The 20,190-nt window shown below is 67.2% G+C and carries 14 protein-coding genes and 1 pseudogene; 9 read left to right on the plus strand and 6 right to left on the minus strand.

What is annotated here, in order from left to right; genetic code table 11:
* The 3 genes from JHC36_RS03460 to apbC all read right to left on the minus strand — a co-directional run.
* The coding region (locus JHC36_RS03460) for a molybdopterin-dependent oxidoreductase (RefSeq protein ID WP_287915908.1) at positions 1-2,426 on the minus strand (2,426 nt) is incomplete at its 3' end.
* Positions 2,423-4,222, minus strand: a complete 1,800-nt coding sequence (locus JHC36_RS03465) for an NADH-ubiquinone oxidoreductase-F iron-sulfur binding region domain-containing protein (protein ID WP_503006821.1) — start codon at positions 4,220-4,222, stop codon at positions 2,423-2,425. The genes JHC36_RS03465 and JHC36_RS03460, both read right to left, overlap by 4 nt.
* 73 nt (positions 4,223-4,295) lie before the next feature.
* Positions 4,296-5,387: an iron-sulfur cluster carrier protein ApbC gene (apbC, locus tag JHC36_RS03470; RefSeq protein WP_287915911.1), complete on the minus strand. Its 1,092-nt coding sequence runs from the start codon at positions 5,385-5,387 to the stop codon at positions 4,296-4,298.
* Between the two features lie 161 nt (positions 5,388-5,548).
* Between apbC and JHC36_RS03475 the strand changes: the two are divergent.
* A pseudogene (locus JHC36_RS03475) lies at positions 5,549-6,829 on the plus strand (patatin-like phospholipase family protein).
* A 116-nt stretch (positions 6,830-6,945) separates the two neighbouring features.
* Positions 6,946-9,090 carry a methionine--tRNA ligase gene (gene metG / locus JHC36_RS03480; protein ID WP_287915914.1) on the plus strand — a complete coding sequence of 715 codons (2,145 nt, stop codon included), beginning with the start codon at positions 6,946-6,948 and terminating at the stop codon, positions 9,088-9,090.
* 7 nt (positions 9,091-9,097) lie between these two features.
* Here metG and JHC36_RS03485 read toward each other — a convergent pair whose 3' ends face one another.
* On the minus strand, positions 9,098-10,801 hold the full coding sequence (locus JHC36_RS03485; RefSeq protein WP_287915917.1) for a 7TM diverse intracellular signaling domain-containing protein: 1,704 nt from the start codon (positions 10,799-10,801) through the stop codon (positions 9,098-9,100).
* A gap of 202 nt (positions 10,802-11,003) precedes the next feature.
* Here JHC36_RS03485 and JHC36_RS03490 point away from each other — a divergent pair, with 202 nt between their 5' ends.
* From JHC36_RS03490 to panD, 5 genes are all read left to right on the plus strand, one after another.
* Entirely contained in the window at positions 11,004-12,680 is a 1,677-nt protein-coding gene (locus tag JHC36_RS03490) for a SulP family inorganic anion transporter (protein WP_287915920.1), read from the plus strand.
* Positions 12,681-12,819: 139 nt separating this feature from the next.
* Positions 12,820-13,032 carry a DUF3460 family protein gene (locus tag JHC36_RS03495; RefSeq protein ID WP_124220451.1) on the plus strand — a complete coding sequence of 71 codons (213 nt, stop codon included), beginning with the start codon at positions 12,820-12,822 and terminating at the stop codon, positions 13,030-13,032.
* 130 nt (positions 13,033-13,162) lie between these two features.
* Positions 13,163-14,020, plus strand: a complete 858-nt coding sequence (locus JHC36_RS03500; protein WP_287915925.1) for a segregation and condensation protein A — start codon at positions 13,163-13,165, stop codon at positions 14,018-14,020.
* A gap of 40 nt (positions 14,021-14,060) precedes the next feature.
* Complete coding sequence (gene nadB, locus JHC36_RS03505; protein ID WP_287915928.1) at positions 14,061-15,638, plus strand: L-aspartate oxidase; 1,578 nt, start codon at positions 14,061-14,063, stop codon at positions 15,636-15,638.
* 8 nt (positions 15,639-15,646) lie between these two features.
* Positions 15,647-16,027, plus strand: a complete 381-nt coding sequence (gene panD, locus JHC36_RS03510) for an aspartate 1-decarboxylase (RefSeq protein WP_287915931.1) — start codon at positions 15,647-15,649, stop codon at positions 16,025-16,027.
* A gap of 100 nt (positions 16,028-16,127) precedes the next feature.
* Here panD and nadA read toward each other — a convergent pair whose 3' ends face one another.
* Together nadA and nadC are read right to left on the minus strand one after the other, a co-directional pair.
* Positions 16,128-17,225, minus strand: coding sequence for a quinolinate synthase NadA (nadA, locus tag JHC36_RS03515; RefSeq protein WP_503006822.1), 1,098 nt, complete (start codon positions 17,223-17,225; stop codon positions 16,128-16,130).
* Positions 17,226-17,227: 2 nt separating this feature from the next.
* Positions 17,228-18,094 carry a carboxylating nicotinate-nucleotide diphosphorylase gene (gene nadC / locus JHC36_RS03520; RefSeq protein ID WP_287915937.1) on the minus strand — a complete coding sequence of 289 codons (867 nt, stop codon included), beginning with the start codon at positions 18,092-18,094 and terminating at the stop codon, positions 17,228-17,230.
* 62 nt (positions 18,095-18,156) lie between these two features.
* Here nadC and panB point away from each other — a divergent pair, with 62 nt between their 5' ends.
* Both panB and panC read left to right on the plus strand, forming a co-directional pair.
* Positions 18,157-19,041, plus strand: a complete 885-nt coding sequence (gene panB, locus JHC36_RS03525) for a 3-methyl-2-oxobutanoate hydroxymethyltransferase (RefSeq protein ID WP_287915940.1) — start codon at positions 18,157-18,159, stop codon at positions 19,039-19,041.
* A 134-nt stretch (positions 19,042-19,175) separates the two neighbouring features.
* Positions 19,176-20,033, plus strand: a complete 858-nt coding sequence (gene panC / locus JHC36_RS03530; RefSeq protein ID WP_287915942.1) for a pantoate--beta-alanine ligase — start codon at positions 19,176-19,178, stop codon at positions 20,031-20,033.
* The last annotated feature ends 157 nt before the right edge of the window (positions 20,034-20,190 follow it).

Consider the following 20,190-nt stretch of genomic DNA (forward strand, 5'->3'; position numbering starts at 1 on the left):
CGTCCACTGGCCGTGGGAAAACGCTCGCGGAACACGACCGGCTGGCCGGGGTCGTCGGCAGACACGCAAGGGTAGGTGACGCTGCCCTCCTGCTCCAGCCGCGCCCAGGAAATGCCGCCGATGGCCGCTGCCATGGTCTGGCGCATTTCCTCATAGATCCGCTCCACACCGTAGTAGCCGGCGTGATTCGGTGCGGTGTTGCTCTTTTTTTCATAGTTCCACTGGAGCCCGAGCCGCTCGGCGAGGCGCTGCAGAATCCACAGGTCCGCGCGGGCTTCGCCGGGCGGCATTCGCACCTGGCGACCGAGCTGCACCGTGCGGTCGGTGTTGGTCGCCGTGCCCATCTTTTCGAACCAGGTGCTCGCCGGCAGCACCACGTCGGCCAGCCAGGCGGTCTCGGTCAAGAAGGCATCCTGGACGACGAGATGCTCGAGCCGTGCGAGCGCGGCACGCGCGTGCGCGAGGTCCGGGTCGCTCATGGCGGGGTTTTCGCCCATGATGAGCATGCCGCGGATGCGCTGCGGGTCGGCTTCGGCCGCCAGCGCGGCGTTGAGGATCTCGACCACCGTGAGGCCCGGCACGTCCGACAGCGGCACGCCCCAAAACCGCGAAAACCAATCGCGCACTTCGGGGTCGGCCACGCGCTGGTAGTTGGGCAGCATCATGGGGATGAGCCCGGCGTCGCTCGCGCCCTGCACATTGTTCTGCCCGCGCAGCGGATGTAAGCCCGTGCCGGGCCGACCGATGTGGCCGGTGACCGCAGCCAAGGCTATCAAACAGCGCACGTTGTCCGTGCCGTGCACATGCTGCGTGATGCCCATGCCCCAGAAGATCATTGCGGCTTGGGCGCTGGCATAGGCGCGGGCGACTTCGCGCAGCGTGTCGGCGGCGATGCCGCAGAGCGGCGCCATGCGCTCGGGGCTGTAGTCGCGCAGATGCTCGACCAGCGCCTCATAACCCTCGGTGCGCGCACGCACGAAGGATTCGTTCACCAGCCCCTCGGTCACGATGACATGCAGCAAGGCATTGAGCAGCGCGAGGTCGGTGTCGGGCTTGAAGCGCAGCTCCCGCCACGCGTGCAGGGCCAGATCGGTGTGGCGCGGGTCGGCGACGACGAGCCGCGCGCCGCGGGCGACCGCATTTTTGATCCAGGTCGCAGCGACGGGGTGGTTGCTTGCGGGGTTGGCGCCGATGACGAGGATGAAATCGGCATGCGCCACGTCGCGCACCGGGTTGCTCACCGCGCCCGAGCCCAGGCCCTCGAGCAGCGCGGCCACGCTCGACGCGTGGCACAGCCGCGTGCAATGGTCCACGTTGTGGGTGCCAAAGCCGGTGCGCACGAGCTTTTGGAACAAATAAGCCTCTTCGTTCGTGCCCTTGGCCGAGCCGAAGCCCGCGAGCGTCTGCGGCCCGTGCTGCGCGCGCAGGCGCAAAAAGCCCGCGGCGGCCAGGCCGAGCGCCTCGTCCCAGCTCGCCTCGCGGAACACCTCGCGCCAATCCAGCCCGCGGCGGATCGCGGCCGGATCCTTCGGCGCGCCGGGTTTGCGGATCAGCGGTCGGGTCAGCCGCTCAGGGCTGTGGGCGTAATCCCAACCGAAGCGGCCTTTGACGCAGAGCCGCCCTTCGTTGGCCGGGCCCATCGCCCCTTCGACCGCGACGATGGTCTCGCCCTCGACCGCGACACGAATGCGGCAGCCCACGCCGCAGTAGGGGCACAAGGTGTCGACCTGCCGGGCGCCCGCCCCCGCTGCCGCTCGCGCGGGCAGCAGCGCCCCGGTGGGGCAGACCTGCACGCACTCGCCGCAGGCCACGCAGCGGCTCGCGCCGAGCGCGTCGTCCAAGTCGAAGACGATGCGCGCCTCGGCGCCGCGGCCGGCAAAGCCGATGACTTCGTTGCCCTGCACCTCGCGGCAGGCCCGCACGCAACGGGTGCACTGGATGCAGGCGTCGAGCCGCACCGCAATCGCAGGGTGGCTGGTATCGGGCGCGACCGGCGCGCGCGCCAGCGCCGTCAGCGCCGGCCGCGGCGCGACCTGCCAACGCTCGGCCCAGTGCCCAAGCTCGCCCCAGGTCGGCAACAGGGCCGGCGCGCGCTCGGCCGGCGGCAGGTCGGCCAGCAGCAGTTCGAGCACCATCTGTTGGCTCTGGCGCGCCCGCGGGCTCTGGGCACGTACCTTCATGCCGGGCTGCGGGCTGCGGCAACAGCTCGGGGCCAGCACCCGTTCGCCCTCGATTTCGACCACACACGCGCGGCAGTTGCCCTCGGGGCGCAGGCCGTCGCGGTGGCAGAGGTGGGGAATGGCAACGCCGTGGCGGGCCGCCGCCTCGAGGATGGTCTCGCCCTCCAAAGCGTCGATGGCTCGGCCGTCGAGTTCGAAACTGAAGGCGGCACGCACGGGCGCCTCGGTGTCCGGCAGGGGCTTCATGGGAGGGCCTCCGGGGGTGGCTCGGCGGCCAGCCCGACCTCATGGGGGAAGTAGCGCAGCACGCAGCGCAAGGGGTTGGGGGCGGCTTGCCCCAGCCCGCATATCGAAGCGTCGGCCATGACGAGGGCAAGGTCTTGCAGCGTCGCCGCATCCCAAACCGGCGCGGCCATCAGCGCGGCGGCCTTGGCGGTGCCGACGCGGCAAGGCGTGCATTGGCCGCAACTCTCGGCAGCAAAGAAGCGCATCGCGTTGAGCGCGGCGTCGCGCGCGCGGTCGTGTTGGCTCAGCACCACCACCGCCGCCGACCCGATGAAGCCGCCGTAGGGCTCGAAGCGACCGAAGTCGAGCGGAACGTCGGCCAGGCTCGCCGGGAAGATGCCGCCGCTGGCGCCGCCGGGCAAAAAGGCGTAGAGCGTGCGGCCCTCGGCCATGCCGCCGCAGTATTCGTCGATGAGTTCACGCAGCGTGATGCCCGCCGGTGCCCGCTTCACCCCGGGCAAACGCACATGGCCGCTGACGCTGTAGCTGCGCCAACCCTGGCTGCCGTGCCGGCCGCCCGCGGCGAACGCAGCGCCACCTCGCTCGATCAGCTCGCGCAGCCAGAACACGGTCTCAGCGTTGTGCTCGAGCGTGGGCCGGCCGAACAAGCCCACCTCGGCGATGTAAGGCGGGCGCAGGCGCGGCTCACCGCGCTTGCCCTCGATGCTCTCGAGCATCGCCGACTCCTCGCCGCAGATGTAGGCCCCGGCGCCACGGCGCAGTTCGATTTCGGGCAGCGGGCAGGGCGGGTCGGCTTCGAGCGCGGCGAGTGCGGTTTGCAGCCGCGCGCGCAACTCGGGGTATTCGTCGCGCAGGTAGAGCACCACCCGCTCGGTGCCCACGACTTGCGCCGCAATCAGCACGCCTTCGAGGAAGCGGTGAGGGTCGGCAAGCAGGAAGTGGCGGTCTTTGAAGGTACCGGGCTCGCCCTCGTCGATGTTGACGGCGAAGCAGCGCGGCGCAGGCTGCGCGCGCACGATGCGCCATTTGCGCGCCACGGGGAAGCCCGCACCGCCGAGGCCGCGCAAACCGGCGACCTCGGCCAGCACGCGCTCCGCATCCTCCTCGCCATTCACCAAAGCGGCGGCGAGCGCGTAGCCACCGGCAACGCGGTAGGCCTGGTATTCATCAAATTTGAGAGCAGCTAGCGAGCGATTCACGCCGGGATTCTGGGTTTTTTGTCCAAAATCCGGCTGCTGAACGGCATGCAGAGCTGCCTCGATGGCGTGCGCGTCCGCCGGCGCTACGCTGCATGCGGCGCCGCGCGCCTGCACCAGCGCGGCCGGCGCCTGGTCGCAGCGCCCGATGCAGGGCGCAGCCACGACCCGGATGCCCGCGCCCAGCTGCGCGCGCAAGCGCTCGATCAGCCCCGACGCGCCCGCCATGGCGCAAGAGAGGCTTGCACACACCCGAACCGTGGCCTGCGGCGCCGTGGCCCCGTCGGGCAGGATGTCGAAGTGGTGATAGAAGCTCGCCACCTCGTACACCTCGGCCGGTGCGAGGCGCATGGCCTCGGCCAGCGCCAGCAAATGCCGCTCGAATAGCGCGCCGAAGGCGTCGTTGAGCCGGTGCAGGTACTCGATCAAGCGATCCCGCGCCCATCCATCGGGCGGCGCCTCACCCAGCAGCGCGCGCACTTCAGCCCGAGCCGCTGCATCGACCGGACGACCTTTGGGCAGCAGACGCGGACGACGCGGCCCAGCCGACGGATCGGGCGGCGCGGACGGGAACGGCATCGGAGAGGATGGCGGTGGCATGGGGCACAGCGTACGGGTTCCGCCGCCAGCGTCAAGCCCCGCCGAGGAGGGCGGGGTCAGCGTTGCCCGGTCCTCAGGTGTCCTTCGAGATCTTGATCGAGGGGAACTTGCTCGAGAAGTCTTTGGCCTTGGCGGCGATTTTCACCGCCACCTGGCGCGCCACGGTGCGGTAAATCTCTGCCACCTCACTGTCGGGGTCGGCGACGACGGTGGGCTTGCCGCTGTCGGCCTGCAGCCGGATCTGCTTGGTGAGCGGCAGCGCGCCGAGGTAATCCACGCCCAGCTCGGCGGCCATGTTCTTGCCGCCGTCGGCGCCGAAGATGTGCTCGGTGTGGCCGCAGTTCGGGCAGCAATAGACCGCCATGTTTTCGACGATGCCGAGAATGGGCACGCCCACCTTCTCGAACATCCGAATGCCCTTGCGCGCATCGAGCAAGGCGATGTCCTGCGGCGTGGTGACGATCACCGCGCCGGTCATCGGCACGCGCTGCGACAGGGTCAATTGGATGTCACCGGTGCCCGGCGGCATGTCGACGATGAGGTAGTCCAAATCCTTCCAGTTGGTCTGCCGCAGCAGTTGTTCGAGCGCCTGGGTCGCCATCGGGCCGCGCCAGATCATGGCCTCGTCCTTGTCCACCAAAAAGCCGATGGACATGACCTGCACGCCGTGATTTTCCAGCGGCTCCATGGTCTGGCCGTCGAGGCTCTCGGGCCGGCCTTCGATGCCCATCATCATTGGCTGACTGGGGCCGTAGATGTCCGCATCGAGCAGGCCGACCCGCGCGCCTTCGGCCGCGAGGGCGAGCGCCAGATTCACCGCCGTCGTGCTCTTGCCCACGCCGCCCTTGCCGGAGGCCACGGCGACGATGTTTTTCACCTGTGGCAGCAGCGCCACGCCCCGCTGCGCCGCATGCGCGACGATGCGTTGCGTGACGTTGGCCGAAACGTTGGCCACCCCAGGCACACTGCGCGCCGCGGCAATCAGCGCACGGCGCAGCGCGGGAATCTGACTCTTGGCGGGGTAACCGAGTTCCACATCGAACGACACCTCGTCGCCCGTGATCTGCAGGTTCTTCAGGGCACGGGTGGAAACGAAATCCTTGCCGGTGTTGGGGTCGATGACGGTCTTGAGCGCTTCGAGGACGGCTTGTTCGGTAACGGGCATGGTGGCTTCGCGGTTCGGGGACAATCAAACGAGTAAGGTCGGCAGTCTAACGGCCCCAGAACGCCCAGCGCGGCTGGGGTTTTTCGTGGCCCATCGTTGCGGGTAAATCCCGATGCTCCGAGCCGGAGCACCCAGCAACCGCACTCCCATAATCCAAGGCCATGGACCACAGCCGGGAGCGTCAGGGCCTCGAACCGCCAGCGCAGCGCCGCTGCGCGCTGCTGCTCACGGGTGGGGGCGCACGCGCGGCCTACCAGGTTGGGGTGCTGCAGGCGATTTGCGCCATGCGCCGCGTGCACCAGCCGCACGACAGCGGGGCGCCATTCGACATTCTCGTTGGCACCTCCGCCGGCGCCATCAACGCCGCAGCCCTGGCCTGCGGCCTCGACGAGTTCGACGCGACCGTCGAGCAGATGGCCTCGATCTGGAGCGGCTTCGAAGCGGGCTAGGTCTATGGTGCAGACCTGCTCAGCGTGCTGCGCAGCGGTGCGCGGTGGATGGGTCTGCTCTCGATGGGATGGGTGCTCGCCCGCTTCGCGCGCATCAAGCCCAAGTCGCTCCTCGACAACACGCCGCTGGCAGAACTGTTGCAGCAGTGGGTGCCGCTCGAACGGTTGCCCGGCCTCATCGAACGGGGCACGCTGCGCGCGCTGGCCGTGACGGCTTCGAGCTACCAGTCGGGGCGGCACATCACCTTCTTCCAGGGCGCGCCCGGGCTCGAGCCGTGGGTGCGCTCGCAACGGCTTGCCGTCGAAGCCCCGATCACGCACACCCATCTGCTGGCCTCCTCAGCCATTCCCTTCGTGTTTCCCGCGCAAGAATTGCCGATCCAGCAAGGGCGCGAATACTTCGGGGACGGCTCGATGCGGCAAACCGCGCCCGTGGCACCGGCCATCCACCTCGGCGCGGAAAAAGTGCTCGTGATCGGGGCCGGCCGCATGAGCGAGCCGCGCACCTACACGCCATCACCCAGCGCCGGCGACTACCCCTCATTGGCACAGATCGCGGGACACGCACTCTCGAGCATCTTCCTCGATGCGCTCGCGGTCGATATCGAACGCGTCCGCCGCATCAACCAAACGCTGCGCCTGGTGCCGCCCGACTTGCGCGCGCACAGCCCGCTGCGGCCCGTGGAACTGATGGTGATTGCGCCGACGCAGCGGCTCGACAGCCTCGCGGCTCAACATGCGGACGCCCTGCCCGCTCCGGTTCGCAGCCTGCTCGGCGCCTTGGGTGTCTCGTCGGGGCGCAGCGCTGCGGCGGGTGGCGCACTGGCAAGCTACCTGTTGTTCGAAGCGCCGTACACCCAAGCCCTCATGGCGCTCGGCGCCGCCGATGCCTGGGCCGCCGAGGCCGAACTCTGCGCCTTCCTCGGCTGGAGCGCGCCGGATGCGGCACCGCCTCCGCGCATCGAACGCCGCCGCGACCCGCTGCGCGTGTAGCGCGGCCCCGGCCGAGCCACGCCCGCTCGGTTCTCCAGAGCGCTCTTTCGGCGTCGCTCGACGTCGCTTGGGGTGCGCCTCCTAAAATCGGCGCACACCTCCAAGGACCGATGTCTATGCTTGATACCCCAGCGACCGAAACCCCGCGCCAGCTTTTCGTGACCACGGCCCTGCCCTATGCCAATGGGCCCTTCCACATCGGCCACATCATGGAATACATCCAGGCCGACATCTGGGTGCGCTTCCAGCGGCTGCAGGGGCACCGCGTGTATTTCGTCTGTGCCGACGATGCACATGGCGCACCCATCATGATCGCGGCCGAAAAGGCCGGCAAGACGCCGCAGCAGTTCGTCGCCGAGATCGCCGCGGGCCGCAAACCGTACCTCGATGGTTTTCACATCAGCTTCGACAACTGGCACAACACCGACGGGCCCGAGAATCACCAGCTCGCGCAGGACATCTACCGTGCCCTCAAGGCCAATGGCTTGATCGCCACCCGCACCATCGAACAGTTCTTCGACCCGGAAAAGGGCATGTTCCTGCCGGACCGATTCATCAAGGGCGAGTGCCCGAAGTGCGGCGCCAAGGACCAGTACGGCGACTCCTGCGAGGTTTGCGGCGCGGTCTACAGTCCCACCGAACTGAAAAACCCCTACTCGGCGCTCTCGGGTGCCACCCCGGTGCTGCGCAGTTCCGAGCACTTCTTCTTCCGCCTCTCGGACCCGCGCTGTGTCGAGTTCTTGCAGGAATGGACCAGCACGCCGGGCCGCTTGCAGCCCGAGGTGCTCAACAAAATCCGCGAATGGTTCGAGCCCGGCGAGGGCGGCACCCCGACGCTGGCGGACTGGGACATCAGCCGTGACGCACCCTACTTCGGCATCGAAATTCCCGATGCGCCGGGCAAATACTTCTACGTCTGGCTCGACGCGCCGATCGGCTACCTCGCCTCGCTGAAAAACTTCTTCGACAAAGGCGGCGCACGCGCAGCCTACGGCGAAGCCCGCAGTTTCGAGGCATTCATCGCCGACCCCGCGGTCGAGCAGTACCACTTCATCGGCAAGGACATCACCTACTTCCACACCCTGTTCTGGCCGGCGACGCTGCATTTCAGCGGCCGCAAGACGCCCACCAAGGTGTTCGTGCATGGCTTTCTCACCATCAACAACGGCGAGAAGATGAGCAAGAGCCGCGGCACCGGACTCGACCCGCTCAAATACCTCGAACTCGGTATGAACCCCGAGTGGCTGCGCTACTACCTCGCGGCCAAGCTCAACGCCCGCAATGAAGACGTGGATTTCAACCGCGACGACTTCATGGCCCGCGTCAACGCCGATCTGATCGGCAAGTACGTCAACATCGCCTCCCGCGCGGCCGGCTTCATCAGCAAGCGCTTCGAAGGCCGGCTGGGCGAGGTCTCGGCGGATGGCGACGCGCTGCTCGAGCACCTGCACGACGCCGTGCCGCACATCACCGATCTGTATGCCGAACGCGAATTCGCCAAGGTGCTGCGCGAGGTCATGGCACTTGCCGACCGCGTCAACGCCTACGTGGACCAGAACAAACCCTGGGAGCTGGCCAAGCAACCGGGCATGGACGCGCGCCTGCACGACGTGTGCACCACCTGCATCGAAGCCTTCCGTTTGTTGACGCTGATGCTCAAACCCGTGCTGCCCGCGCTGGCCGCGCAGGTGGAAAGCTTCCTGCAAATCGCCCCCATGGACTACACCCAGGCCGACCAGCGCCTGGGTGCCGGCCACCGCATCGGTACCTACCAGCACCTGATGCAGCGCGTGGACGAAAAGCAGCTCGACGCGCTGTTTGCCCCGCCGCCCGAGCGGGCCGCCACCCTGGCCAGCCCCAGCGTGACCGCTGCAGCCAGCCCCGGCGGCGAACCGATCGCGCCCGTGATCGGTATCGACGACTTTGCCAAAGTGGACCTGCGCATCGCGCGCATCGTCTCGTGCGAGCGGGTCGAGGGTTCGACCAAGTTGCTGCGCCTGATACTCGACGTCGGCGAAACGGACGAAGCTGGTCAGCCGCGGCTGCGGCAGGTCTTTTCGGGCATCGCCAGCGCCTACGCCCCCGAAGAGCTCAGCGGCAAACTCACCGTCATGGTCGCCAACCTGGCGCCGCGCAAGATGAAGTTCGGGATCAGCGAAGGCATGGTGCTCGCGGCCAGCCATGCCGACGAAAAAGCCCACCCGGGCATTTTCGTGCTCACCCCCTGGCCCGGCGCGCAACCGGGCATGCGGGTGCGCTGAGCGGGGGCTACGGAGGGTTGATGATCGCGATCGCGCGCGTTTCATCCCCGCGGACGCGCGCGGCCTCGCGGCGCATCTCATGCAACAGCATTCGGGCGTCTGGCCACCCGCCGACGCTCTGAGCAATCACCACCCAGAGCCGCAGGCCCCGGCCGCGCTCGATCGTGGAGAAGCGCTGCGCCAGTCCCTGGGCGATGACGCGGGTCGCGACGCTGCGGGCCTGCTCGGGGGTGCGACAGTGCTCGAGGATCAGCAAAAACTCCGCGTCCCCCACGCGCCCGGCCGTATCACCCGGACGCATGACCCGCGTGATGGCAAGCGCAGCATGCACCAGCGCCGAGTTTCGGCCCGAGTCCCCGAGCTCGCGTCCGATGGCTTCGATGTCTCGCAAACCCACGAGCAGGGCGACCCGAAACTCGCCGCCGCCCTGGGCCCGCTCGATCGCATGGCTGAGCCGCTCGAGCGTCATGCGCTCATTGAGCAATCCGGTCGTCGGGTCGTCTTTCTGCAACGATGCCTGCCGAAGCTGCAGCTCGCGTTCGCGGCGATTGCGTTGCAACAGGCCAAACATGAACAAGGGAATTTCAAGCCAGGCTCCGATTTGCGGCCAGTAGGGCGTCCAAGAACGCCGCGGCAACCAACCGATGTTGCTCAGAGCCACGAAACCGGCCGCCAGCAGCAGGGCCGAGATGCCGGCCACGAACCACCAGCTGCTGTCCGAACGCCGCAGCGCATGCCAAAGCAGCACGCCCGGCAGCAGCGGAACGCTCGCCAAAAAGTACAGGTTCGCGTAGACATAGCCCGGCGTCAGCCCAAACCAAGCAAAGCGCAGCGCAAACACCAGCCCGATCCCCATCGAAGCCCAAAGCACCCGGTCCAACCAGGGGCTGGGCAAGGGTCGGACGATCTCCCGCACGAGCCAAGTCCCCATCACGAGGCTGAGCATCGGAAACACGAGTGGCGCCCGATCGGCAAGCAATGGAGCGTGCGGCCACAGGAAACGCGCAGCGGCCCCGACCAGCGAGGCCTGAGTCAAAGCCAACACCACGACGTAGGCCGCATAGAGCGCAAAGAGGCGCTGGCGGTAGACGAGCGCATGGGTGAGCGCCAAGATGACCACCAGCAGCACGAACCCGACATAGGCACCGACCGCCATCAACGCATACTGGGCTTCTTCCGCAAATTCCCGCTGCGTTTGAACCAGCACGGGGAGCGCGCTGGGGAGCCCATGGTCGACACGCAGCATCATCGCTGCCGGCTTCGCCAAGGCAAAGAAGACCGGGTGCAAATAAGGCAGCGGCCACTCGCTGTTGGGAATCTGGTCTCCCGCGCGACGCAGCTGCCACGGCGCCTGCGGATCGGTCCGCCAGAACAATTCGACCTGATCGACGCCCGGGTAAGGGACCGAGATGGCCAGCGGCTCATCCAGCCCAATCGGCCCCAGCAAAAACCAGTAAGCCTGCCCCGGGGCAAATGGCCAGATGCGTCGCGGCGTGTAGGGCTGAGCCTGCGCACCCTGGAGCTGCTCGAACGCCACGTCGGGCGTCGCGGTGCCCGTCGGGTCGAGCCAAACGGCCACGACGGGCTGCGACCCCTCGGCCGCCCACGCCGGCGCGGCAATGAGCCCCACCCAAATACCGACGGCCAGGACGCGCAACCATGCCCATGCCCACAAGCTCGGCCACCGGCCGTTCAAAGCCTTATGCGGCATCCCCTCTCCCTTGTTCTTCTTTTTGAAAGATTTTTCGGGAAGATAATAACGGAGCCATGAACATTCGCTTGACCTGGCTCAATCGTCATGCCAGCCCCTCGCGGCGCCGGCGCTTCATTGCGTTGCGACACCATTGCGGACCTCCTGCGCGGCTCACCCCGATTGGTGATTCCCGCTGTTCCATTGAATTCATGGAGGTTCCGTGTCCATTTCTCTCCCTCGTTTCCGCCCCGCGCTGATCGACAGCCTCAAGGGCTACAACCGTGAGCGCTTCACGCGCGACGTCGCGGCCGGGCTCACGGTCGGCGTCGTCGCCCTGCCGCTGGCCATGGCGTTTGCAATTGCCAGCGGCCTCAAGCCCGAGGCGGGCATCTTCACTGCCGTCATTGCCGGTCTTTTGATTTCGGTGTTCGGGGGCAGCCCGGTGCAAATCGGCGGCCCTGCGGGCGCCTTCATCGTCATCGTCTACGGCATCCTCGAGCGCTACGGCCTGGCCAACCTCATCATCGCCACCGCCATGTCGGGGCTGCTGCTGTTCCTCATGGGGGTGCTGCGACTGGGCACGCTGGTGCGCTTCATCCCGATTGCGGTGGTCATTGGATTTACCAACGGCATCGCGGTGCTGATTGCCCTCTCACAGGTCAAGGACGTGCTGGGCCTCAAAGTTGCGAAGATGCCGGCGGACTTTTTCGGCATGTTGCACACACTCGCCGACGCCCTGCCGACATTCAACGCCACGGCGTTGGCGCTGGCGGCGGCTTCGCTCGCCGTGATCATCATCTGGCAGTTCTTCATGCCCAAGATTGGCAGCGGCATTCAGTTCGCCGGCAAGCTCACGCCGATTCCGGGCTCGATCGTGGCGCTGGTGCTGGCGACCACGGCCACTTCGTTCTTCGGGCTCGATGTGGAAACCATAGGCAGCCGCTTTGGCGGCATCCCCTCGGGGCTGCCCGCGTTCACGCTTCCGGACTTCAGTTGGGAGACGGCGCGGCATTTGTTCATGCCTACCTTCACGCTGGCGATGCTCGGCGCGATCGAATCCTTGCTGTGCGCGCGCGTGGCGGACTCCATGACCGGCAGCCGCCACGACCCAAACCAGGAGTTGATGGGGCAAGGCATTGCGAACTTCGTCACCCCCTTCTTCGGTGGCATGCCCGCCACCGGCACCATCGCGCGCACCGTGACCAACATCAAGAGCGGCGCGAGCAGCCCGATTGCCGGCATCGTGCATTCCCTGACGCTGCTCGTGGTGCTGCTGGTGGCCGCGCCGCTGGCATCCAAAATTCCGTTGGCGACGCTGGCGGCGATTTTGCTGTTCGTGGCCTGGAACATGGGCGAGTGGCGCGAGTTCGTCCACCTGCGCAACTACCGGCTGCCGTATCGCGTCACGCTGCTGGCGGTGTTTTTCCTGACCGTCGTCTTTGACTTGACGGTGGCGGTCGAAGTCGGGCTGGTGGCTTCTTTGCTGACCTTCATTTACCGCATCTCGAGCCTTTCGCGCGCCGAGCTGGTGACGGCCGATGCCTTTCCCGAGCTGCGCGGCCACGAGGCGGAGATCCAAGCCTGGCGTCTTTATGGCGCGCTGTTTTTCGGGGCGGTCGAACTGCTCGAGCGGATCGAGCGCGAATTGCCCCAGCAGGCCTTGATCCTCGACCTGAAAAACCTGATTTACATGGATACGTCCGGAGCCGATGCGCTGCAAAGCCTCATCAAAACCTGCCACAAGCGGGGCGTGCGTTTCATCCTGTGCGGCATGAGTCACCAGCCGCTCGAGATGGCGCAGCGCAGCGGGCTGCTGGCGCTCGTCGGCCCAGACGCCATCTACCCGAGCTTGGCCGAGGCGATCCGCGCGGCAGTCCCACGGCAAGCTCAAGCTTGAGGAACAGCGAGCGACGCCCTGCCCGGACGCGGGCCTCGGGGCCTTGTCCCCGAGGGTGTGTCCCCAAGGGGCAGCAGCCCATAAAATGGCACGCCGCCGCCCGCCCGGGGCTGCGGCGCTTTACGGGACCTGTCGCACCATGTCGATCAAAGATTTCTTCCAGCGTCCGCATTACGTTTCGGACGCGACGCAGTTCATCGAGTCGCTCAAGAAGGCAAATCCGGATCTCGAGGCCGAGCAGCGGGCCGGCCGCGGCTTGCTGTGGGACCGGCCGCGCGACCGTGCGCTGATGCGCGATTTCGAGGCCGCGCGTGTGCCGCAAAAGCCCTACGTCTACCAGAACGAGTCCTGAGCGGCGGCCAACCCCCGTTGCGGCGCCCGATGAGGCCGCCCAACGCTCCCGACCAAGCTCTTTTTGAGCTTTTCTGTCCGAACCCCAGCGCCATCTGGTCGTATTCTGCTCCTATTTTTGAAGTGACGGCATGATCGCCCACGCTGCCCCTGAGAGCCACGCCACGCCGGGCGAGGGGCCGAGTGCGGCCATGCCCGAGCTTGTGGACCCGGTCGCCGTGGCTCGCCTCTACGGTGAGCCGCTGTTTGCGCTGCCGCAGGACCTCTACATCCCGCCCGATGCGCTCGAGGTGTTTCTGGAGGCTTTCGAAGGGCCGCTGGACTTGCTGCTGTATTTGATCCGCAAGCAGAACTTCAACATCCTCGACATCCCGATGGCCGCCGTGACGCGACAGTATCTGGCCTATGTCGAGGAAATCCGCAGCCGCAACCTCGAACTCGCGGCCGAGTATCTGCTGATGGCGGCGATGCTCATCGAGATCAAGTCGCGCATGTTGTTGCCGCGCCCGGTGACGAGCGACGCCGAGGAAGTCGAGGATCCGCGCGCCGAGCTGGTGCGCCGGCTGCTCGAATATGAGCGCATCAAGCTCGCCGCGAGCCGCATCGACGCGATGCCGCTGCTCGGGCGCGACGTGCTGCGGGCCCAGGTGGCCATCGAGCAGGCCTTGGCGCCTCGCCTGCCGGACGTGCGCACCGCCGACCTGCAGCAGGCCTGGCAGGAAATCCTGCGCCGCGCGCGGCTGGTGCAACGTCACCAGATCACGCGCGAAGAACTCAGCGTGCGCGAGCACATGAGCCTCGTGCTGCGGCGCCTGCAAGGCAAGCGCTTCGTCGAATTCGGCGAGCTGTTCGACCCGCACAAGGGCGTACCCGTGCTGGTGGTGACTTTCATTGCCATCCTCGAGCTGGCGCGCGAATCCCTGATCGAAATCACGCAGGCACAAGCCTTCGCACCCATCTGGGTGCGTCTGGCGTACACGCCGAGCTGAGATCCCGCACTCGGGCGCATCCACCCAACTAGCATCCACCATGAGCGAACGTTTTCTCGATTTCGATGTCTTGGTCGTCGGCAGCGGCCTCGCTGGCCTCTCGACAGCCTTGCACCTGGCGGCGAACCGGCGCGTCGCCGTCCTCACCAAGCGAGGTCTCGACGACAGCGCCAGCGCCTGGGCGCAAGGCGGCATTGCGGCCGTGCTCGACCCGAGCGACAGTTTCGACGCCCATGTGCGCGACACCCTCGTGGCCGGAGACGGGCTGTGCGACGAAGTGGCGGTGCGCCATGTCGTCGAGCACGCCCCCGAGGCGATCCGCTGGCTGCAGTCGCTCGGCGTGCCGTTTTCACTCGAGGACGGGCAAATCCACCTGACGCGGGAAGGCGGTCACAGCGCGCGGCGCATCGCGCACGTGGCCGACGCCACCGGTGCCGCGGTGCAACGCACCCTGATCGAGCAGGTGCGCAGCAGCCCCAACATCACGGTGCTGGAGCATCACACGCTGGTGGATCTGATCACCGGCTCACGGCTTGGACTCGAGGCGAACCGTTGCCTCGGCCTCTACGCGCTCGACGAGCTCAGCGACGAAGTGCTCACACTGCGGGCACCGCATACGGTGCTGGCCACCGGAGGCGCGGGCAAGGTCTATCTCTACACGACCAACCCCGACACCGCCACCGGCGACGGCATCGCAGCGGCCTGGCGCGCGGGATGCCGCGTGGCAGACATGGAATTCATTCAGTTCCACCCGACCTGCCTCTACCACCCGCTGGCCAAATCCTTCCTGATCTCGGAGGCGGTACGCGGCGAGGGCGGTCGCCTGATCCTGCCCGACGGCACGCGCTTCATGCCCCAGCATGACCCGCGCGCCGAGCTCGCGCCGCGTGATGTGGTGGCACGGGCGATCGACTTCGAGATGAAAAAGCACGGTCTGGACTGTGTCTATCTCGACATCTCCCACCAGAGTCCAGCGTTCCTCCAGGAACATTTCCCCAACATCCTCGCCCGCTGCGCCGAGCTCGGCATCGACATCACGCGGCAGCCGATTCCGGTCGTCCCCGCGGCGCATTACACCTGCGGGGGCGTCGTCACCGATCTGCATGCGCGCACCGACATTCCGGGCCTCTACGCGGTTGGCGAGACCGCATGGACCGGCCTGCATGGCGCCAACCGGCTTGCCAGCAACTCCCTGCTCGAATGCATGGTGTTTGCCCACGCGGCAGCGCGCCACATCGAAGTGACCGAACGCCACCCGCCTCCGGCCCTGCCTTTGTGGGACGACAGCCGCGTGACCGACCCCGATGAAATGGTGGTGATCTCGCACAACTGGGAAGAATTGCGCCGTTTCATGTGGGACTATGTCGGCATCGTGCGCACCAACAAGCGCCTGGAGCGCGCGGCGCACCGAATCGCAACCCTCAAGGGCGAGATTCACGAGTTCTATGCCCGTTTTCATGTGACGCGTGACCTGCTCGAATTGCGCAACCTCGTGCAGGTCGCGGACCTCATCGTGCGCTCGGCGCAGCTGCGCCACGAAAGTCGCGGGCTGCACTACAGCCGAGACTATCCGGCCAAACTGCCGCGCGCCCTCGACACCGTGCTGGCCCCTTTTTGAGACCAACCATGTACCGAACCCTACTCAAATCCAAGATCCACCGCGCCACCGTCACCCAGTGCGAGCTGCACTATGAGGGTTCGTGCGCGATCGACGAAGACCTGCTCGATGCGGCCGACATCTGCGAAAACGAACAGGTGCACATCTGGAACATCGCCAACGGCGAGCGCTTCATCACCTACGCCATCCGTGGCGAGCGCGGTACCGGCATGATCTCGGTCAACGGCTCGGCCGCCCGGCGCGCGGCGGTGGGCGACCTCATCATCATCGCCGCCTTCGCCCAAGTACCCGAAGACCGCGTGGCCGCCCATGCGCCGCGACTGGTTTTCGTCGATGCGACCAACCGCCCCGTGGATCTGCGCCACGCGGTGCCGCTGCAACGCGCCTGAGCCGGTCCGGGCTGCACCCGGATCAGTTCAGTTTCGATAGCAAGAAAGCCGCAATTTACGCCGGGATACCGCCAAAAATAAAACCCAGCGCGCCAGAACCTCACACCGCACCCAGCTCGGGCACCAGCGCACCGGCGTTTTGCCCGCTGCGTTGCGCGGCGGTGAACGCGAGCATGCGCTCGATCGGCAGGCGCGCACGGTCGATCAGCACCGCATCCACGGTGATTTCGTTGGCGCCGGTCTCGAGCACGCGCGCAACACCCGCAAGCCCGTTCATCGCCATCCACGGGCAGTGCGCGCAGCTCTTGCATGTGGCGCTGCGTCCGGCGGTGGGTGCCTCGATGAACACCTTGCCGGGGTTCTGGGTGCGCAGCTTGTGCATCATGCCGCTGTCGGTGGCCACGATGAATTCACGGGCATCCATCTCGCGCGCGGCTTTGAGGATGGCCGAGGTCGACCCCACCGCATCGGCCAGCGCCACCACGGCCGCGGGGCTTTCGGGATGCACGAGCACCTTGGCGCCGGGGTGCTCGCGCATGAGCGACTGCAACTCGAAGGCCTTGAACTCGTCGTGCACCACGCACGAACCCTCCCACAGCAGCATGTCCGCACCGGTCTGCTCGCGGATGTAGCCGCCCAGGTGCTTGTCGGGCGCCCAGAGGATTTTGTGGCCTTTGTCTTTGAGCGCGCGCACGATGTCGAGCGCGCAGCTCGAAGTCACGACCCAGTCGGCGCGCGCCTTCACCGCGGCGCTGGTGTTGGCATAGACCACCACCGTGCGATCGGGATGCGCGTCGCAAAAGGCGCTGAAGGCGTCGATCGGGCAGCCGAGGTCGAGCGAGCAGGTGGCGTCGAGGTCGGGCATGAGCACGCGCTTGTCCGGGCTCAGGATCTTGGCCGTCTCGCCCATGAAGCGCACGCCCGAGACGACGAGCGTGCGCGCGGGGTGCTCGCGCCCGAAGCGCGCCATCTCCAGCGAGTCGCTCACGATGCCGCCGGTCTCCTCCGCCAGGTCCTGCAAGTCCGGGTGCACGTAGTAATGCGACACCATCACCGCGTCCTGCGCCTTGAGCAGCGCGCGGATGCGCTCCTTGAGTGCCGCTCGCTCATGCGGCGCGGGCTCCACCGGCACGCGCGCCCAGGCATGGCGGGTGCTGCATGCGGGTTGTTCGTACTCGACATCAATGATCGTGTTCATGCTCATAGCTCCTCGAAGCGCATCGAGTAATCGGTGGCGACCACGTCCTTGGTCAGCGTGCCCATGGAAATGCGGTCCACACCGGTCTGCGCCAGTTCGGCCAGATTTTCCAGCCGCACACCCCCCGACACCTCGAGCACCGCCCGCCCGGCGTTGATGCGCACCGCCTCACGGATGGTCGCCAAGTCCATGTTGTCGAGCAGCACCATCCGGGCACCGGCGTCGAGCGCCTCCATCAGCTGCGCGAGCGTCTCGACCTCGATCTCGATGAACGCGGCCTGGGGCGCCACGCGCCGGGCAGCCTCGAGCACGGGCCGAATGCCGCCTGCGGCCGCGATATGGTTTTCCTTGATCAACACCGCATCGTAGAGGCCGATGCGGTGGTTCGTGCCGCCCCCCACCCGCACCGCGTATTTCTGCGCCAGCCGCAGGCCGGGCAAGGTCTTGCGCGTGTCGACGATGTGCGCGCGGGTACCGGCCACCTCGGCCACGCAACGCGCGGTTTTGGTTGCAACACCACTGAGCAGCTGCAGAAAGTTGAGCGCGGTGCGCTCAGCGCTGAGCAGGGCACGCGCATCGCCCTCGATGCGGACCACGCACTGAGCGGGCACGAGGCGCGCACCCTCGGTCGCCTCCCAGACGATGGACGCCTCGGGGTCGAGCGCCAGAAACGCGGCCTCCAGCCACGGGGCGCCGCAGAGCACGGCCGGCTCGCGCACCACGATCTGCGCCCGCGCCCGCCGCCCCGCGGGCACCAGGGCCGCAGTGAGGTCGCCGGTGCCCAGGTCTTCGGCCAGTGCGCGGCGCACGTCCTCGGCAGCCAGTCGGGCGACAAACTCGGGGTTTTGAAAATCCGTTTCGGTTGGCATGCGGCAAGCATAGCCGCATCGAATAGACTCGCGCCCACTGGCGCAACCACAACCCCAAGACCATGAGCCAAACCACACCTGCCCCCAGCGCGACGCCCTACGGAACGCTGCCCCCCGCCTCGCCCCTGCCGCAGCGGCGCCCGGTCAGCCTGCCGCGGCTGCATCAGATGCGCGCGGCCGGCGAGAAAATCACCATGCTCACCGCTTACGACGCCACCTTCGCTGCCGTGGCCGATGCGGCCGGGGTCGAATGCCTGCTCGTGGGCGACTCGCTCGGCATGGTCTGCCAGGGCCTCACGAGCACCGTGGGCGTCACGCTCGAAACCATGCGGTATCACACGGAAAGCGTGTCGCGCGGGCTGCGGCGCGTGCAGGGCACGGCCTGGATCATCGCGGACCTTCCGTTTGGCAGCTACCAGGAGTCGAAAGAACAGGCCCTGCGCAGCGCCGCGGTCTTGATGCAGGCGGGCGCCCACATGATCAAGCTCGAAGGCGGCGGCTGGACGGCGCCCGTGGTCGAGTTCCTGGTGCAGCGCGGCATCCCCGTCTGCGCGCACCTGGGGCTGACGCCGCAGACCGTGCACGCGCTCGGCGGCTACCGGGTGCAGGGCCGCGACGAAGAAGCTGCCGTGCTGCTGCGCCGCCATGCGCATGAGCTTCAGGATGCCGGCGCGACGATGCTCGTGCTCGAAATGGTGCCTGCACGGCTGGCCGGCGAGCTGACCGCCGAACTCACCCATTGCCACACGATCGGCATCGGCGCCGGCAAAGGCACGGCGGGCCAGGTGTTGGTGATGCACGACATGCTCGGCATCAACCTGGGCAAGACGCCCAAGTTCGTCCACAACTTCATGGCCGATGCCGGCAGCGTGCGCGGCGCCATCGAAAGCTATGTCCGCGCCGTCAAGGAAGGGCGTTTCCCGGTCGACGAACTCCATGCGTGGTAAGGCAACGCTGAACAAGCCCTTCGCACGTCGCGCATCCCGGCTGCGGGCGCGCACCATCGCGGGAACTGATTCAGCGTTGCGGTAAGCCCGCGGCGGCCGCCGCAATCCGACCGAATCCCCCCACAACCCCATCGATGCAAATCGTTCACACGCTCACCGACCTGCGCGCCGCCCTCGCCGGCCGCGGCAAACCCGCTTTCGTTCCAACCATGGGCAACCTGCACGACGGGCATCTCGCCCTGGTCGAGCTTGCCCGCCCTCGCGGCGACCTCACCGTGGCGAGCATCTTCGTCAACCGGCTGCAGTTCCTGCCGCACGAAGACTTCGACAGCTATCCCCGCACGCTCGAGCGCGACTGCGAGCGGCTGCGTGCAGCAGGCTGCGACCTGGTTTTCGCGCCCAGCGAGCGCGACCTCTACCCCGAGCCCCAGACCTTCAAGGTCCAGCCCGATCCCGCCCTGGCCGACATCCTCGAAGGCCAGTTTCGGCCGGGTTTTTTCACCGGCGTCGCCACCGTCGTCCTCAAGCTCTTTGCGGCCGTATTCGGAACCACCGGCGGCGGCGTCGCCGCGTTTGGCAAAAAGGACTACCAGCAGCAGCTCATCATTCGCCAGTTGGTCGAGCAGTTCATGCTGCCGGTGGAGATCCTCGTCGGCGAAACCCAGCGTGCCGAGGACGGCCTGGCGCTCAGTTCACGCAACGCCTACCTGAGCGAAGCCGAGCGCGCCGAAGCGGTGCAGTTGTCGCTGGCGCTGCGCGCACTGGCCCGCGACGCCCTCGCCGCGGCCGAGGGCCTGCCCACGCAGGCCGCAGCGCTCGAGCAGCGTGCCATGCAGGCGCTGGCCGCGCGCGGCTGGCAGGTCGACTACCTCACGGTTCGCCGCCGCATCGATCTGCAGCCACCGCGCCCCGGGGACGGCAGCGGCGCACTCGTGGTGCTCGGCGCAGCACGGCTCGGGCGCACACGCCTGATCGACAACCTCGAAATTTGAAGCACGCCTGAGAAGCCCTCAGAGGCTGAGAGGGAATTGGGCGTGCCCGAAGGGGCGCCCCAAAACGCGCCCGAGTAGGCGCAAAGCACAGCCGTAGCTCGGGCTACGGCGCGCATTTGCAACGCCCTCTGGCGTGTTTTGGGGCGTCAAAGCGGGC

Origin of the sequence: Tibeticola sp., from assembly GCF_022759015.1 — a bacterium.
GTDB classification, from domain to species: domain Bacteria; phylum Pseudomonadota; class Gammaproteobacteria; order Burkholderiales; family Burkholderiaceae_C; genus Tibeticola; species Tibeticola sediminis.

Coding starts and splice junctions, on each gene's coding strand:
- JHC36_RS03465 (WP_503006821.1), bottom strand. CDS start 4,222: ATGCCACCGCCATCCTCTCCGATGCCGTTCCCGTCCGCGCCGCCCGAT.
- apbC (WP_287915911.1), bottom strand. CDS start 5,387: ATGCCCGTTACCGAACAAGCCGTCCTCGAAGCGCTCAAGACCGTCATC.
- metG (WP_287915914.1), top strand. CDS start 6,946: ATGCTTGATACCCCAGCGACCGAAACCCCGCGCCAGCTTTTCGTGACC.
- JHC36_RS03485 (WP_287915917.1), bottom strand. CDS start 10,801: ATGCCGCATAAGGCTTTGAACGGCCGGTGGCCGAGCTTGTGGGCATGG.
- JHC36_RS03495 (WP_124220451.1), top strand. CDS start 12,820: ATGTCGATCAAAGATTTCTTCCAGCGTCCGCATTACGTTTCGGACGCG.
- JHC36_RS03500 (WP_287915925.1), top strand. CDS start 13,163: ATGATCGCCCACGCTGCCCCTGAGAGCCACGCCACGCCGGGCGAGGGG.
- nadB (WP_287915928.1), top strand. CDS start 14,061: ATGAGCGAACGTTTTCTCGATTTCGATGTCTTGGTCGTCGGCAGCGGC.
- panD (WP_287915931.1), top strand. CDS start 15,647: ATGTACCGAACCCTACTCAAATCCAAGATCCACCGCGCCACCGTCACC.
- nadA (WP_503006822.1), bottom strand. CDS start 17,225: ATGAACACGATCATTGATGTCGAGTACGAACAACCCGCATGCAGCACC.
- nadC (WP_287915937.1), bottom strand. CDS start 18,094: ATGCCAACCGAAACGGATTTTCAAAACCCCGAGTTTGTCGCCCGACTG.
- panB (WP_287915940.1), top strand. CDS start 18,157: ATGAGCCAAACCACACCTGCCCCCAGCGCGACGCCCTACGGAACGCTG.
- panC (WP_287915942.1), top strand. CDS start 19,176: ATGCAAATCGTTCACACGCTCACCGACCTGCGCGCCGCCCTCGCCGGC.